A 15,313-nucleotide genomic window follows, 5' to 3' on the forward strand; every position below is an offset into this window, starting at 1 on the left:
AAAAACAAACAAAGACAATATAGACACGGGGGAGAAACTTATGCGTAAAGGATTATCTGGAGTTATTACTTTGGTTTTGTTAACATTTTTGATTAGCGCGTGCTCCGGGGGAAATAACGCCGCTTCCACAAATACAAATCAGACGCCTACGGCTACTGAAGGATCGACAGCAAGCACTGAACCAAAAGATGGTGGCAACTTAATTATTGGGGTCGCTGCAGATCCTGTCATTCTAAATCCGAACTATGCTGGTGATCGTGTCAGTCTGACGATTGACCAAGCGCTCTACGCGCCATTGTTCCAAGTGAATAACGGAGAGAAGACCTTCTACTTGGCAGACAGCCTGACACTTTCCGAAGATAACCTGACTTATACATTGAAACTGAAAAGTGGACTAACTTGGCATGACGGAGAAAAGCTTACAGCTGACGATGTCGTGTTCACGATTGATAGCATCCTCGATGAGAAGCAAAACAGCATGTTGAGAGCGAACCTATTCATCGGTGATAAACCCGTTAAGGCAGTTAAGGTGGATGATCTGACTGTAGAGTTCAAGCTTCCGCAGGTCAGCCCAGCTTTTGAAGCTACACTAGTGCAAGTATTTCCGATTCCAAAGCATATTTTTGAGAATGAGACGGATCTAGAGAAAAGCACCAAGAATGCTGCTCCGGTTGGATCTGGCCCATTTAAATTTAAAGAATACAAAGCAGGCGAATATGTTACACTCGAGAGATTTGATAACTACTTTGGTGGCAAACCACATCTTGATTCTATAACGTACCGGATTGCTAAAGATACGAATGCTGCGAATCTCGCACTTCAGAATGGTGAGATCAACATTAAATATCTAGATCCACAGGATGTTGGAACGATTGAGGCTTCGAACAATTTCGAAATCCTGCCTTATAGTGAAGGCCGATTGTCCTACCTGTTGTTCAATGCAAACAGTGATAGAGGTGCTCTTGCTAAAAAAGAAGTTCGTCAAGCCTTGTCTCTAGCCCTAAGTCGTGATGAAATCATTCAGGCTGCTTATACTTCTAACGAGTATGCAGACCCGGCGAAGTCCTTTTTGACTCCGGATGCATTGTTCTATACTAATGACGTACCTTCTTTTGATAATGATGTAGAAAAAGCCAAAGAGCTTCTGCAATCGGCAGGGGTTAGCGATCTGAAATTGAGATTGATTGTATCGAGCGGTAATAAAGCTCAGGAAGCCATTTCACTATACGTGCAGCAAAAGCTAAAGGCCATTGGCGCTGAAGTTGAACTGCAAAATATGGATGCCTCGGCATATGGTCAGAAATTCAGTGATATGAATTCAACAGATTTTGAACTTGCGATTGCAGGTTATATTATGGGTTACGATCCTGATGCTTACAGAATTTTGTATACATCTACTGCAGACTCTAACTACTCGCATTATAATAATGCTGAAGTCGATAAGTTGTTCAATGATGGTGCAGGAGAAGCAGATGTGACTAAACGTGGTGAGATCTATAAGAAGATCCAAGAGATCATTGCTGACGATGCACCGATTTATCCAATTGCTAATACTAAGACTATTGTAGCTGTCTCCAAGAACTACGGCGGTCTAGAAGAAGCAGTCTTGAAGCCTGTCGTTATTTTTGAAGATTTATCGAAAATCTACCTTAAATAAGAACGGGAAAAAATAAGCTGGTCAATCCAGCTTATTTTTTTACCGATATAGAACTGGGAGAATATACGTATGAGACAACTTATCGTCCGAAGATTACTGCAAACCCTGCCGATGCTGTTTTTTGTCTCGGTTGTGTGCTTTGCGATGATTAAGCTGGCTCCGGGGGATCCGGTACTATCCTTCGTTACGCCGAATATGCACGCGGATGATATTGAGCGCATCCGGCATAACCTTGGGCTGGATAAGCCAGCCTACATTCAATATTTTATATGGATCAAAGAAGTACTGCAGGGCAATTTCGGTTATTCCCTTGTGAATCATCAGCCTGTATTGGAGCAAATTCTAGAACGTTTACCTGCAACAGCAGGTTTGATGGGCAGTGCAATCGGCTTAGCCGTTCTGTTGGCGATCCCGATGGGTCTGCTTGCTGGAGCTAACCGGAACCGCTGGGTGGATAAACTAATTAACTTTTTATCCTATATCGGAATTTCAGTACCTTTATTTTGGCTGGCCATATTACTTATGTACTTATTTGCAATTAAGCTGCACCTGCTGCCTATTATGGGGATGCGAACCATTGGTGTGGAATCAGCGGTTGATGTATTGAAGCATGGTATTCTGCCTTGCGCCGTATTGGCTTTTGGATTTCTGGCCGGTTACGTACGATACATCCGCTCTAGTACGATTGGACAGCTAAAAGAAGAGTATGTGCAGATTCAATATGCTTTTGGATCCAGCAAGACAACGATTCTGTTCCGTCACGTGCTTAAGCATGTACTGTTGCCAGTAATTACATTGCTCGGGATGTCGATGGGTGATCTGGTGGCGGGTGCAATTGTAACGGAGACGGTATTTTCATGGCCGGGTATTGGCTCTTTAGGGATGACTGCGGTTAAAGGGATGGATTATCCCGTAATTATGGGAATAACTTTGTTCTCTTCTTTAATGCTGATTATCGGCAATCTGATCGCGGATATTCTATATAGCTTCGTGGACCCACGAATTAAATTAACGAGGTGACCTCATGAATCGCAGTAAATGGAAAAGTGTTGGAGATGAGCTATTTACGAATAAATTGGGTGTCGCAGCCCTCATTACTTTAATCGTCTTCACACTAGGCTCTATATTTGCTTTTTTGTCCGGACATGATCCGAATGCAATGGATGTTTTGGCACGTTTGAAAGCGCCCGGAGCGGATCATTGGTTTGGTACGGATGATTACGGCCGGGATTATTTTGCCCGAGCTTTGTATGGTGGCCGGGTATCTTTGCTAGTTGGTTTTGCTTCAATGATCATTGCCACGGGTATAGGTGTGACGGTGGGCGTAATCAGTGGATATTTTGGCGGATGGATTGATAATCTATTGATGCGGATGCTTGATGTAGTGATGTCCATTCCATCTTTCCTTGTGCTGCTGCTGCTTAGCGTATTTCTGAAGCCGAGTGTAGGAAACATCATTTTAATTATTGCTCTATTAATGTGGATGAACATTGCCCGTGTGATTCGTGCGGAGACGATGACGATTAAAGAACGGGAATATGTACTATATGCAAAAGCTTCCGGCCAGAGCAACTTCGGAATTATCTGGCGTCATATTCTTCCGGGGCTAGTACCTGTTGTGATTGTAGGTGCGACGAATAATATCGCTTCCGCGATTATGATGGAGTCGTCCCTAAGCTTCCTTGGGTTCGGGGTACAACCTCCGAATGCCACTTGGGGCAGTATGCTTAACAATGCACAGGGATATATCGCTCAGGCACCTTATTTGGCATTGTTCCCGGGGTTATTGATACTACTAACGGTTCTGAGCTTTAATGTTCTGGGCGATATTTTGCGGGTTGGCTTTGAACCGAAGCTGATCCGAAGATAGGAGTGTGAAGACATCATGACGGAACGGCTATTGTCTGTTGAGAATTTGAAGGTTTCCTTCCAAACTCGAGATGGGGAGAATCAGGCAGTTCGTGGCGTTAGCTTTCATATAGATGCTGGAGAAACGGTAGGGATTGTTGGTGAATCCGGAAGCGGGAAAAGTGTAACTGCGAAGGCGATTATGTCGTTGATTACACCTCCGGGTAAAATTATCGCTGGAAATATCAATTTTCGTGGTGAGAATTTATCTAACCTTTCGGAAAAAGAGTGGAGAAAACTGCGTGGCAACCGCATAGCGATGGTGTTTCAGGATCCCATGACCTCTCTTAATCCTGTGAAAAAAATCGGCCAGCAGCTTACGGAGGTCATCCGGCGGCATCGCGGCTTAAATAAGGAAGAAGCGCTCAAAGAAGCAGCAAGTATCCTGCGGCAGGTGGGTATAAATAATCCTGAGCAGCGGCTGCAGCAGTATCCGCATGAATTCAGCGGCGGGATGCGGCAGCGGGTCATGATCGCCATGGCTCTTTCCTGCCAGCCAGAGCTATTGATTGCGGATGAGCCGACAACTGCGCTTGATGTAACGATACAGGCCCAAATTCTTGATCTTTTTAAAGAGCTAAAAAATAATACCAGTACAGCTATAGCACTGATCACCCATGATTTGGGTGTGGTGGCTCAGGTATGTACACGGGTTATCGTAATGTATGGTGGACTAGTGATGGAGGAAGGTACGGTGGAGGATATTTTTTACCGCCCACAGCATCCTTACACGAAAGGTCTGCTTCGCTCGATCCCGAAACGTGACGGCAAATCGCGTGAACGTCTAATTCCAATCGAAGGCACACCTCCGGATTTGTTGAATCCTCCTTCTGGCTGTCCCTTTATGGAGCGTTGCCCTAATGCTTTTGCCCGTTGCAGCGAACGTCCTCCGGTAATCGAATTATCGCCCGGTCACCGTTCGATGTGCTGGTTAGCAGATGGTGTGCAGGAGACTTCAGCCGTAGCTGGCGTTGAAGGGAGCGGTTCGGTTGAGTGACAATAAGATTCTAGTGGACGTAAATAATCTCAAAAAACATTTCTCCAAAGGCAAGGATATGTGGGGACGCGATACATCGGTGCTTAAGGCAGTAGATGGCGTAAGCTTTCAGATTCGTCAGGGAGAGACCTTTGGGCTGGTTGGAGAGTCAGGAAGCGGCAAGTCCACGGTTGGACGCTGCTTGCTGCGCTTATATGATTACACAGACGGTGAAGTGTCTTTTGACGGGCAGCCGCTGAGCAAGCTTGGAGAGAAGCAGTTAAAACCTTTTCGCAGACGCATTCAGTCGATCTTCCAAGATCCCTATTCTTCACTTAATCCAAGCTTAAATGTGCTTGATCTGATCAGTGAGCCTATGAAAATCCACGGCATCCACGAAGGTGAAGAACGCAAAGAAGCTGTTGCGGCATTGCTGGAAAAGGTAGGTTTAAAAAGAGAACATCTCTACCGCTTCCCGCATGAATTCAGCGGTGGACAACGCCAGCGGATTTCGATTGCCAGAGCATTGTCCGTAAGACCTGAGTTTGTCGTGTGTGATGAGCCGATCTCAGCGCTGGACGTGTCTGTCCAGGCCCAGGTAGTGAACATGCTGGAGGATTTGCAGTCCGAATTTGGCTTGACCTATCTCTTTGTCGCACATGATCTGTCGATGGTACGGCATATTTCTGACCGGATCGGCGTGATGTATGGCGGTCGACTAGTAGAGGTAGCCGAAAGTGATGAGCTGTACGATAATCCTATTCATCCTTATACAAAGGCGCTGCTGTCTTCCATCTTGGAGACGGATCCCCGGCGGGCCAATCAGAGAATTATTTTAGACGGATACTCGCAAGAGTACGGCAGAGCTGAGACTTCTACACTACAGGAAGTAAGCCCGGGCCATTATGTTGCTTATGATTTTACGGTATGATTAGACTCTATATATAGATTGGGAGGGATCAGAATGTCAGAGAACTTAAACCGGGTAAAGTTATCCCAGTGGGATGCGTTATTGGTGGAATCACTCCGCTCCTTGGGGTGGTCTGATGAGGATATTCTTCGTAAAGTGGCAGAGGGCGATTTGCCCGTTGACGAGAGCGAATACCAATTTGATTATAAGCAGCTGACCGCGTTGCAGTCAGAGCAGCCGGAGTTGTTCGGGCAAGCGGTGAAGACAGGCTATCAGATCAAATACAATACGATTCGTGGGATTCGCAGCTGGATATGGGTAGCTCTGGGCAAAGAAGCGGCTCTGGAGCTTGAGGAAGGTAAGGAAGCCGCTGAGGTGGCTTTAACCTTGGCTGAGAAGGAACGTTTGGCCTCTGTGTTGTCCTTCGGTTGGCAGATCGAGAGCGATACGAAGGCAGCGGATGGAGATACAGCTGTCTACCGGATTGCGCCCATTGGACGATAAGCTGAATAGCTACAGTAAAAAACGATTGTTGCGGGGAAGGACTCCCTGTGCACAATCGTTTTTTTTGTTATATTTCTCGCTTAAATGCTTATCATTAATATACGCTTACCGCTGGGTAAGCTACCTCATATTGTGCAGCCTCAATCCAGCTTCCTGTCTTAAAATCTCTGCCCCGGATAAGCACTTTATCGCTATACACTTCCACATAGAAGCCTTGGCTGCCCGTCTTATGTTTATCTTCATTAGTCCAAAGATAGGCGACAGAAGCAGCATTAAACATCGTTGCGATCTCTCCATGGCCAGGGAACATAGTGTTGTTTACCTCCAGCTCCCAATGGGTATGTCCAGTGAATAACAAGGTCTGGGGATATCTCGACAGAATTTCTTTTAATTCCTTATCTTGTGTGACACCATACCAATCTTGCGATTCCAGTGATCCGGCTACGGTGTCTTTAAGCGGTTGATGCAGGAAGAGAAAGATAGGCTGCTCTGGTGAAGCTTGCTCTCCAAGCTTATGCTCCAGCCAATCAAGCTGCTCAGAGGAGAGATCACAGAACTTGGGCAATCCTTGCTCCGTCCCTAGCAAAATAAAATGATAACCATTGATCCAGTGATCATGATAGGGTCCGGACATTCCGGTCTGTGACGTATACATTCCTAAACGTGATTCCCAATTTCCGAGCCCCACATCATGATTGCCTAAGGTAAAGGTAATCTCGGGCAGGTCGTTTTTATATTGTTTGAGGATACGAAGCATTTCTTCGTATTCAGCAGGGAAGCCGTGGTCTGTGACATCACCGATATGCATAATCCCGCTGCTGCCTTCCCCATGCGCTGCTATATCACGGAGTGCCAGCTCGAAGTTAAGATTGTACTCATGATTGCGGTCAGCAGTGACATGGGTATCCGTAATGATCTGAAAGGTGATAACTGGTTTATCTTCAGGTGATGTGTTCGTACTCATGTTTGGGCATCCTCCTTCATCTATGAACCTATCCAATACTGTTGCTGTTCGCTAATGCGTCTTGCCGCTAATGTTCAGTCCTATGATCCCGACAATGATGACGGCTATCCATAGTAGTGAGGATAGGGTTAGCTTTTCTTCAAAAAACAGGGTTCCTATGAAGGAAATCAGAATGATTCCCGCTCCTGACCATATCGCATAAGCTACGCCTACCTTAATCGAGGTGAGAGCATAATTCAGGGAGGTGAAGCTGGCTCCATAGAACAGGAACATAAGCACGGAAGGCCAGAGCTGGGTGAACCCCTGAGATATTTTCATTGAGATGGTCCCTGAGAGTTCGAACACAATAGCCAGCGTCAGAAACATCCATGCCCACATTCCTTCTATTCTCACAGGGAAGTAACCTCAATTCTGAGCTCAGCATAAGATTGTACAATGAGATCTGCATCCGGGAGAATATGTGTTGAAGCACTAGTACCTTCGCTTTCTGCTAGGCCGATAGCTACCTGTACACCCGCTGCTTTAGCCATTCGCATATCCCCGTTAGTATCGCCGATAACCGCTGTGTACGCGGGTTCCACGGCTAACCTTTTGCAGGCCAGCTGCACCATGTCGGGGAAAGGTTTACCCTGATCCACAAGATCTGTTCCAATTACTTCGGAGAAATAATGCCGTATGCCCAGCCATTGGAGATGTTTGTCTGCGGCCTCTGTTTCATCTGCGGTCACCACGGCGAGAGGGATGCCTGCACTCACGCACTCATCAAGAAAACGATGAAGTCCCGGAAGGGAGTGAACAGGGCGTTTCTCTTCTAACATAACATCCGCTTCGAGACGGCATTGATGGACAAGCTCCATGGACTCCGCCCAAGATAAACCTTGCAGATAACCCTGCCATGACAGAATGGCATAAAGATCACTCATAGTCCCCATAGCCAGCGGTCCGTTGCGATCATAATCGGTAATGCTCCCCTGGGCATTGTGTATAGTTCCCATTAATGCAGGGAGCTGCTCTTCTGCAATCTGTAGTCCTTTTTCCTTCATATACTTCGTGAATCTCTCTAAAAAACATTCGCCCCAGCTGCCCCAGAGGGATACGAACTGGAGCAGCGTACCATCCTTATCGAATAGAATAGCTGCTACAGTGTATCTGCCTTGCGGAGTGATGAGCTCAGACATGAAGTCCACCGCCCTTTATTTTAATTTATCAAGCGCTGCTTGTGCCGTTTCTTGTGCTTCCTTAAGTGCTTGTGCTGCTGGGATATTCTCAATTTGCACCTTATCTGCGGCGATTGTCAACGCATCGTTAATTTTGCCGCCAGTTGGGTCTTGGAAAGGTGCAGAACCATGAGAAGCTTGCATCAATGGGACCTTAATCTGTGGATTGCTTTCGCTGAATGACACAAATGCCGGGTCTTGCAATGCGGATTGGCGCACCGAAATATATCCCGTATTAATGGACCAGGACGCAGTATTCTCAGCATTTGTGAAGTAGGTTAGCCATTTCATAGCTGCTTCCTTTTCACTGTCGTTAGCTTTGGATAGAATGCCGGCCATAAGTGCTTGGGCTACGGGTTTGCCCTCACCGATCCCTGCCCAGCCTGGCTGCTCCATAGCCGAAACAATGCTGAAGTCCAAGTCTCCCTGATCGCCGCTGGAGCCGGTGTAGCCTGCGGATTGACCCTTCATTACATCGTCAATCGTCTTGTACCAATACTCCCAGCCTTGACCGCCGGAATGAATTCGCATGATCTTATCCTCGTGAATCCACTTGCGGAACAAATCCCAGGTTTCAATCCACTCTTTAGAGTCGACCATAACTTGTTTTCCATCCTCACTAAGGATAGTGCCTCCTTTGCTGAGTACAGCATCAATCATGTTCCCTGAACCCCACATAGGCTCCCAACCATAAAGGGTGGTTTTGCCGCCGTCCTTCACTGTCATTTTCGCAGCTGCGGCAGCTAGATCTTCCCAAGTCTTTAGTGTGCTCGCATCAATCCCATTCTTCTCAAAAACATCTTTGCGATAGTACATGACCTGCGTTGTTCCATACATCGGCAGGAAGTATTGCTTACCATCAACCTGGCCCTGATTTAGAAAGGTTTGGACAAAATCCTCTTTATTAAAATCTGGCTGCAGTGCCATAAGCTCGTCTATCGGAGCGAAATATCCTTTACGGGCCCAATCTACATTGGAGGAGAGAGCAGCCGCAGGCACTTTTCCTGTAGCGATAGCTGCTTGCAGCTTCTGTTCGGTTTCAGTGTAGTCTGCCTGCGCGATACCTTTGACGATGACCTCTTGCTGAGAGGTATTAAATTTCTGAATCAGTGCCTCCATATTCTCACCAAGCTTGCCGCCGAGACCATACCAGAATTCAATCGTTACCGGCGCATTTTGTGTGGGTGCAGCCTCTGTGGAGGGGGAGGAAGAAGCTCCATTTGCCGCTGTAACATTGCCTGTATTCGCATTTCCTCCGCAAGCTGTTAACATTGTAAATCCGGCAACCAAAGACAGGGTGGACAGTCTCTTCAATACGTTCATCATCATTCTCCTCTTATTAAAATAGAATTGTTAGCTTATCCTTTGCTGGAACCAGCGGTCATGTTGACACTTTGCATGATCGTTTTCTGAGCTAGTAGAAATACTAGCAGCAACGGGGCGATGGTGAATGCGCTAGCGGCCATGATCAGCGGCCATTTTAATCCGTAAGCACCTCCTTGAGTAAAGAAACTACGCAGACCCGCCGAGACTAGCTGGAGATTAGGGTCTTTGGTGATCAGCATCGGCCAGAAATAGTTATTGTACTGATCAATGAAGGTGATCAGGGCTAGCACAGCAAAGGAAGAACGTGTAATGGGGACAAGAATGGTCCACAGAATCCGCATATGTGAGGAACCGTCCACTTCTCCAGCCTCCACCAGCTCATGGGGAACCTGAAGGAAGGCCTGGCGAATTAGAAAAATGGAGAAGACACTTACACAGTTGGATAGAATTAATCCGGCATATGAATCCAGTAGATGGAGCTGGGACAATACCAAATATCCGGGAAGATAAACAGCGGTGGCTGGAACCATGTAGCCGAAAAGAATAACGCCTGAGAACAGCCCTCTGAAGCGGAATTTCATATGCGTAAGCGCATAGGCCATCATCCCGGAATTTATTACCTGCAAAATAACAATCGACACAGCGACAAATATGCTATTGCCCATATATCTGAAGAAAGGGGCTTCGTGCCAGGCGGCTGAAAAATTACTCCACAGCGGATCCTTAGGCCAGATTGTGGGCGGAGACTGCCAGATTTCATCATTGGTTTTTAAGGCGCTGGTGACCATCCAATAGAAGGGGAAGGCCATGATCAGTGCAATAGCTGTAAAAAATAGATGGCGGGTCAGCTTGCCCACGCGTACGATCGTTGCATTCATCAGTCGTTCTCCTTTACAGCAGTTGTTATTGATAATGGGTTGTCCGTTTACTAACCTCTAGCGAGACTACGGATAGCAGCATACATATAAATACCAGAACCATTGCGACACTAGAGGCTTCTCCAATCTGGAAGGCTTCAAAAGCAGACTGATAATACATATAGAGCAAGGTGCGTGTTGATCCTGAGGGTCCACCTTGTGTAAGTACGTTAATCTGGTCGTAAGCCTGTAACGCCCCGATGATCTGTACGATGAACAGAAACAGTGTCGTTGGTGAGATAAGCGGTAAGGTAATGCGGATGAACTTTTGAACAGCATTTGCTCCATCCAGTTGAGCAGCTTCCAGCAGATCCGTAGGGACATTGCGTAGTGCTACCAAGTAAAAAATCATCGCCCAGCCTACCGATTTCCATATCGTCACGAGCAGAACGCCGAGCAGCGCCCATTTAGGATCTTGAAGCCAGCCGATTTTTTCTAGACCTAATAGATCAAGTACAGTATTGGCAAGGCCGATTTCGGGTTCATAGATCCAGGACCACACAATGGATACAGCCACGGTCGGCGTGACCCAAGGGGAGAACAGCAATACCTGATAGAGGGTGGAGCCTTTCAGCTTCCCGTTCATCAGGAGTGCTAGTCCAAGTCCGATCAGAATAACGGGCAGCACACTTCCCGCACAGAATAACAGAGTCACTCTAAGTGCTTTATAGAAGGCAGGATTGCTGAACAGATCCAGATAGTTGGTTAGTCCGACAAAGGTTTTCTCGGGGCTCATGAAGTCCCATTCGGTAAAGCTGAGATAAAATACATAAAGTAATGGCGCTAGCCAAAATACAACGAATGGAATCATTGCCGGCAAGGTGAAGAGCACCGGTTTCAACTCCTCTATAAATCTCGAACGTTTCATTATTCTGTCGATACCCCATTCCATCTTCTGTTTTTTGCGGTATAATTCTGAGGAAAGCTCTTCCGTTCAAAAAAAATTGTACACTCATCGAGCAGCTGCGTGGTCAAGTGGACGTAAAGATCGATGCGAGATTATGTAAAAATTTAAGAGATTAGCGCAGGTAGTTGCTATTTTGTGTAAAATAGAAGGGTAGATTATAAGTGGAATGAAGGTGCAGCTATGAAACAGGTAGCCTTTGGTGAAGAGAATAAAGACTTATCTCCACGCGAGCAGCTGCTGCGTCCGATGATCGATGCGATTGCTCAGACGATGGACCTATATGGTGCGAATTATTCATTCGGGCAGCTGTATGGAATTATGTTCTTTGAAGACCGTCCGATGACGCTTGAAGAGATGAAGAATGTGATGAATATGAGCAAGAGTAATATGAGCTATGGGGTCCGTTCTTTGATGGCTTCCAAGATGGTCACTAAGCTGGAGGAGAAGCGGGACCGAAAGGATCTGTATGCAGTGGAAACAGATTTCTTTCAGACCTTTAAGAACTTTTTTGGGATGAAGCTGCAGCGGGAGATTGATGTCATGAAGCAAGCCTTGGACGTTGTCATTCCTGAGCTGGAGGGACTGGTTCAAGCCGTGGATACGTCTGAGGAGGAGCGGCAATTCTGCCTGAAGGATCTGGAGAAGCTGGAGCATGCCGTTCAATATTATCATTGGCTGCAGCAGTTCGTGGACGAGCTTGGGGAAGAGAATTACTTCGCAGATAAGAGAAGGTCCTAGACCGTCTACAATCACATATAGATGTACATAATTGTATATAGATCTCCATTTTTGCGGGGTGTTCCTTAAGCCGGTTCAGGCTTGAGGTTCGCCCTCTTTTTTATGATAAAGAAACAAAAATAAGAAGAAAATGTAACCAATAGCAGGTGGAACTTCCATAAAATATATAGTTACATAGGGACAAGAAATGTTGTTAAGGAGATTCTGAGATTGAAAACGAAAAAAAATATGCTGCTTGTTATCATAGTTCTACTGTTAAGCCTTGCTGCTATTTTGAATACACAACGTGAACCTTCAACAATTACTATTAACGTAAATGGTCAAATGATAAAGACGATAGCTGCCAACCCAGCCTCGTCTGATGATCTTATGATCCCGAAGGCAGTAGCTGAACAGGCACTAAATACACAAATCGGCTGGCAGAAATCCGGACCGCTTCCGAAAGGCATTTACTACAGAGATCAGGTGGCTGTGCTGATGTATCATCATCTTTCCGAGAAGCCCATGCCACAGTTTCCTTGGGTGTTATCGGTTGATCGGTTTGACGATCAAATGAATCTGCTGAAGCAGGAAGGTTTTCATGTGATCACCATGGCGGAATACCGCGAATTTATGCTGAATAACGGCGCAGTTCCGGACAATGCAGTGCTGCTGACCTTTGATGATGGATATGAAAGTTTTTATGAATTGGCGTTCCCCGTTTTGCAAAAATACGGATATACAGCCGTCAATTTTGTTATCGTATCTACAATTGATCACCCAGATCCGAATAGCGTGCCGAAGCTCACTTGGGAGCAAATGCGGGAAATGAAGCATGCTGGGATGGGATTTTATAGTCATACCTATGATTTACACCATTATGGGATTGTGGATGCCGAGGGCGGGCAGCGGCCAGCTGCAAGTGCTTTGTTATATGTTGATGATGAGAACAGGAATGAGATGAATGTTGAATACTACAGCAGAGTTACACGTGATCTGGCCAAGGCGGAGCAAAGGCTGAAAGAAGAATTGGGCAATACGGATTCGGCAATTGCTTTTCCTTATGGGTCCTACAATGACAGATTGCTGGCTGTTTGTGATTCGCTGGGGATTTCACTGACCTTCAAAATTGAGGATGGGATTAACACTAGAGCGGATCGGAATGCCGCACGAATTAACGGGGGAAGTGAGACACTTACCGCTGCGTTGACGCTTGATCAGATGAAGCATATCGATTTGCCCATGGAATTGACCTTGAACAACCAAAAGGTGAATATGGTAAGGAATTCTCCTGAAATGAGGAAGGGAACCTTGATGGTTCCGTTTCATCAATTATGCAAAGATCTGCATATAGATATGAAATATGATCCGAAACGCCGAATCGTTGAATTGACTCATATGGATGCAGGAGCATGAAAAGTGTCACTTTTATTGATGATGAGATTACAAAAAGTGAGTAATTTCGTCATTTTAGGCGAATCACTAGTTGCTATAAGTGAATTCCTTACTGTAGACTATAAACAGAGTACTAATTGGTAGGCGAATGGAGAGAACTGATGGAATTGTTTAAGCGTTATTACGCAAATTTAACGGTCCGGCGTTTTTTGATTTTAGGATTGGTTGCTCTGCTGCTATTCAGCATTAGAGATATGCTTAATTTGGTACTGTTGACGTTTTTGATTGCGTATGTAATGAATAGCTTTCAAGTGCTGCTCACGAAACGCATTAACAAATATGTAGCAGTTAACAGCAAAGTGATTATTGTTATTCTATACCTTGCCTTAATCGCTGTAGTTGTCATAACCCTCGTTAATTATCTGCCTAAGGTTTTCATACAGATTAAACAGTTAACGAATTTTTTGACCAATTTGACCCCTGAGAACATCCCGCAGAATGATATAGTGCAGTATATATTCGCCCAGCTTAAGGATTTGAACTATCAGTCGTACATGAAAGACGGTATTGAATATGTCTTGAAAATAAGCAATTGGGGCACCAGCTTTGTTTTATCAACCATTTTGAGCTTTGTATTTATACTTGAGAAGAACAGGATCGTTAGTTTCACTTCCCGCCTTAAAGAGAGCAAAATTTCTTGGTTCTATGTAGAGCTTGAGTATTTTGGCAGAAAATTTATTTCCTCTTTCGGAAAAGTGATCGAAGCACAAATTCTGATCGCGTTGTTTAATACATGCTTTACGGTGATCGGACTCTGGATTTTAGGTTTTCCTTACCTTTTCGCATTATCCATTATGATCTTCTTGCTCAGTTTAATTCCGGTAGTAGGTTTTGTTATCTCGCTAATCCCACTTTGTATTATTGGTTACAATATTGGTGGCCTAGTCATGACGATATACGTACTGGCAATGATTGCCGTACTGCATTTTGTAGAAGGCTACTTCCTAAATCCTAAACTGATGTCATCCAAAATGAATTTGCCTATGTTCTATACGTTTATCGTGTTGTTATTCTCTGAGCATTATCTCGGGGTATGGGGTCTGATTCTGGGGATTCCGATCTTTGTATTCTTCCTTGATATTCTGGAGATTAATAGAGAGAACAAGATAGGAACTTAGGGATTCTGTTATAAAATAAATATTAAACATACAAAACCCGGCTAAATGGAAGGTCCATCTAGCCGGGTTTTTTGTGTATGTTACAGCGTCGCTGTATGTATTCCCTTAACCGAAGGAAGTATGGACACTATCTGAAACGATGTCCCTCAGCTCCGCTTTATATGCCGCATACTGCTCGGTTGTTATGCTTCCAGCGGCTAACCGTGAATCCAGTTGATCCGTTAGCTGGGCAACTTGTAGATCGATTACAGCTTCAATATCTTGGCCTTGTTCTGATGCAATATCTTGAAGTGACTTACCGTCATATATGGCCTCGTATAGATCCTCGTCCGTTGGCTGGTTAAGTACCTCCAATAATTCGTCTTGATCCGCGACCTCTGCGGTGGACCATTTTACAGGCGAACTTGCATTAGCGGTAAGACTAGTCCAAGCATTTCCAAAAGACATCACTACAACTACCGTTCCGACTATGATCACTCTTTTTATATCCATTAGAGTCCTCTTTTCTTGTTCTGCAATAACTTATCTTGCTTAAGCATCCGTCTAAAGTATCGTTTAAAATGGGTTCTAACTAGTTATATTGTAACCCGTGAAGCTGAACTGAAGCTTAAGCAATATTAAAAATAACCTAAAGATTTAACACGGCTATGATATAGCGATAATACACCACAGGTATACTTTCCAGATGAGCTTCAATGCATATTTATGCATTGAATCACAATCAAACAAATGGGGAG

16 protein-coding genes are annotated in these 15,313 nt (G+C 45.2%); 9 read left to right on the forward strand and 7 right to left on the reverse strand.

Annotation, left to right across the window (positions count from 1 at the left end; translation table 11 throughout):
- The first annotated feature begins 40 nt into the window (after positions 1 to 40).
- The 6 genes from NSQ66_RS01390 to NSQ66_RS01415 all read left to right on the forward strand — a co-directional run bounded on the left by NSQ66_RS01390 (position 41) and on the right by NSQ66_RS01415 (position 5,955).
- A complete protein-coding gene (locus tag NSQ66_RS01390; protein ID WP_076141416.1) occupies positions 41 to 1,657 on the forward strand; it encodes an ABC transporter substrate-binding protein in 1,617 nt (538 codons plus the stop codon).
- Positions 1,658 to 1,726: 69 nt separating this feature from the next.
- Positions 1,727 to 2,677 (forward strand): ABC transporter permease, encoded by a 951-nt coding sequence (locus tag NSQ66_RS01395; RefSeq protein WP_076107345.1) that lies wholly within the window; start codon positions 1,727 to 1,729, stop codon positions 2,675 to 2,677.
- A 4-nt stretch (positions 2,678 to 2,681) separates the two neighbouring features.
- Positions 2,682 to 3,527, forward strand: coding sequence for an ABC transporter permease (locus tag NSQ66_RS01400; protein ID WP_036687295.1), 846 nt, complete (start codon positions 2,682 to 2,684; stop codon positions 3,525 to 3,527).
- Positions 3,528 to 3,542: 15 nt separating this feature from the next.
- Positions 3,543 to 4,562: an ABC transporter ATP-binding protein gene (locus NSQ66_RS01405; protein WP_038568246.1), complete on the forward strand. Its 1,020-nt coding sequence runs from the start codon at positions 3,543 to 3,545 to the stop codon at positions 4,560 to 4,562.
- Positions 4,555 to 5,472, forward strand: coding sequence for an ATP-binding cassette domain-containing protein (locus NSQ66_RS01410; protein ID WP_280513446.1), 918 nt, complete (start codon positions 4,555 to 4,557; stop codon positions 5,470 to 5,472). The genes NSQ66_RS01405 and NSQ66_RS01410 overlap by 8 nt, the downstream gene beginning before the upstream one ends.
- A 33-nt stretch (positions 5,473 to 5,505) precedes the next feature.
- On the forward strand, positions 5,506 to 5,955 hold the full coding sequence (locus NSQ66_RS01415) for a hypothetical protein (protein WP_036687301.1): 450 nt from the start codon (positions 5,506 to 5,508) through the stop codon (positions 5,953 to 5,955).
- 94 nt (positions 5,956 to 6,049) lie between these two features.
- Here the strand turns inward: NSQ66_RS01415 and NSQ66_RS01420 are convergent, their stop codons facing one another.
- The 6 genes from NSQ66_RS01420 to NSQ66_RS01445 are packed head-to-tail and all read right to left on the reverse strand — an operon-like array spanning position 6,050 to position 11,247.
- Positions 6,050 to 6,919, reverse strand: a complete 870-nt coding sequence (locus NSQ66_RS01420; protein ID WP_038568251.1) for a metallophosphoesterase — start codon at positions 6,917 to 6,919, stop codon at positions 6,050 to 6,052.
- Between the two features lie 51 nt (positions 6,920 to 6,970).
- Positions 6,971 to 7,297: a multidrug efflux SMR transporter gene (locus tag NSQ66_RS01425; RefSeq protein ID WP_038574002.1), complete on the reverse strand. Its 327-nt coding sequence runs from the start codon at positions 7,295 to 7,297 to the stop codon at positions 6,971 to 6,973.
- A gap of 11 nt (positions 7,298 to 7,308) precedes the next feature.
- Positions 7,309 to 8,097, reverse strand: a complete 789-nt coding sequence (locus NSQ66_RS01430) for an HAD family hydrolase (protein WP_038568255.1) — start codon at positions 8,095 to 8,097, stop codon at positions 7,309 to 7,311.
- 15 nt (positions 8,098 to 8,112) lie between these two features.
- Entirely contained in the window at positions 8,113 to 9,459 is a 1,347-nt protein-coding gene (locus NSQ66_RS01435) for an ABC transporter substrate-binding protein (protein WP_081389413.1), read from the reverse strand.
- Between the two features lie 35 nt (positions 9,460 to 9,494).
- The gene (locus NSQ66_RS01440; RefSeq protein ID WP_051491496.1) at positions 9,495 to 10,340 is read right to left on the reverse strand and encodes a carbohydrate ABC transporter permease; all 846 of its coding nucleotides are present in this window, start codon (positions 10,338 to 10,340) and stop codon (positions 9,495 to 9,497) included.
- Between the two features lie 25 nt (positions 10,341 to 10,365).
- The gene (locus NSQ66_RS01445; RefSeq protein WP_076141414.1) at positions 10,366 to 11,247 is read right to left on the reverse strand and encodes a sugar ABC transporter permease; all 882 of its coding nucleotides are present in this window, start codon (positions 11,245 to 11,247) and stop codon (positions 10,366 to 10,368) included.
- A gap of 219 nt (positions 11,248 to 11,466) precedes the next feature.
- Here NSQ66_RS01445 and NSQ66_RS01450 point away from each other — a divergent pair, with 219 nt between their 5' ends.
- From NSQ66_RS01450 to NSQ66_RS01460, 3 genes are all read left to right on the forward strand, one after another.
- Positions 11,467 to 12,024 (forward strand): transcriptional regulator, encoded by a 558-nt coding sequence (locus NSQ66_RS01450; protein ID WP_036687313.1) that lies wholly within the window; start codon positions 11,467 to 11,469, stop codon positions 12,022 to 12,024.
- A gap of 210 nt (positions 12,025 to 12,234) precedes the next feature.
- Positions 12,235 to 13,419 (forward strand): polysaccharide deacetylase family protein, encoded by a 1,185-nt coding sequence (locus NSQ66_RS01455; protein WP_081384015.1) that lies wholly within the window; start codon positions 12,235 to 12,237, stop codon positions 13,417 to 13,419.
- Between the two features lie 140 nt (positions 13,420 to 13,559).
- Positions 13,560 to 14,576 carry an AI-2E family transporter gene (locus NSQ66_RS01460; protein ID WP_076101160.1) on the forward strand — a complete coding sequence of 339 codons (1,017 nt, stop codon included), beginning with the start codon at positions 13,560 to 13,562 and terminating at the stop codon, positions 14,574 to 14,576.
- 105 nt (positions 14,577 to 14,681) lie between these two features.
- Here NSQ66_RS01460 and NSQ66_RS01465 read toward each other — a convergent pair whose 3' ends face one another.
- Complete coding sequence (locus NSQ66_RS01465) at positions 14,682 to 15,068, reverse strand: hypothetical protein (protein ID WP_038568262.1); 387 nt, start codon at positions 15,066 to 15,068, stop codon at positions 14,682 to 14,684.
- Positions 15,069 to 15,313 lie beyond the last annotated feature (245 nt).

Origin of the sequence: Paenibacillus sp. FSL H3-0329 (genome assembly GCF_037963285.1) — a bacterium.
GTDB classification, from domain to species: Bacteria; Bacillota; Bacilli; order Paenibacillales; family Paenibacillaceae; genus Paenibacillus_AQ; species Paenibacillus_AQ odorifer.

Coding starts and splice junctions, on each gene's coding strand:
- NSQ66_RS01465 (WP_038568262.1), bottom strand. CDS start 15,068: ATGGATATAAAAAGAGTGATCATAGTCGGAACGGTAGTTGTAGTGATG.
- NSQ66_RS01450 (WP_036687313.1), top strand. CDS start 11,467: ATGAAACAGGTAGCCTTTGGTGAAGAGAATAAAGACTTATCTCCACGC.
- NSQ66_RS01415 (WP_036687301.1), top strand. CDS start 5,506: ATGTCAGAGAACTTAAACCGGGTAAAGTTATCCCAGTGGGATGCGTTA.
- NSQ66_RS01445 (WP_076141414.1), bottom strand. CDS start 11,247: ATGAAACGTTCGAGATTTATAGAGGAGTTGAAACCGGTGCTCTTCACC.
- NSQ66_RS01425 (WP_038574002.1), bottom strand. CDS start 7,297: ATGTGGGCATGGATGTTTCTGACGCTGGCTATTGTGTTCGAACTCTCA.
- NSQ66_RS01460 (WP_076101160.1), top strand. CDS start 13,560: ATGGAATTGTTTAAGCGTTATTACGCAAATTTAACGGTCCGGCGTTTT.
- NSQ66_RS01435 (WP_081389413.1), bottom strand. CDS start 9,459: ATGAACGTATTGAAGAGACTGTCCACCCTGTCTTTGGTTGCCGGATTT.
- NSQ66_RS01400 (WP_036687295.1), top strand. CDS start 2,682: ATGAATCGCAGTAAATGGAAAAGTGTTGGAGATGAGCTATTTACGAAT.
- NSQ66_RS01440 (WP_051491496.1), bottom strand. CDS start 10,340: ATGAATGCAACGATCGTACGCGTGGGCAAGCTGACCCGCCATCTATTT.
- NSQ66_RS01420 (WP_038568251.1), bottom strand. CDS start 6,919: ATGAGTACGAACACATCACCTGAAGATAAACCAGTTATCACCTTTCAG.
- NSQ66_RS01395 (WP_076107345.1), top strand. CDS start 1,727: ATGAGACAACTTATCGTCCGAAGATTACTGCAAACCCTGCCGATGCTG.
- NSQ66_RS01430 (WP_038568255.1), bottom strand. CDS start 8,097: ATGTCTGAGCTCATCACTCCGCAAGGCAGATACACTGTAGCAGCTATT.
- NSQ66_RS01405 (WP_038568246.1), top strand. CDS start 3,543: ATGACGGAACGGCTATTGTCTGTTGAGAATTTGAAGGTTTCCTTCCAA.
- NSQ66_RS01390 (WP_076141416.1), top strand. CDS start 41: ATGCGTAAAGGATTATCTGGAGTTATTACTTTGGTTTTGTTAACATTT.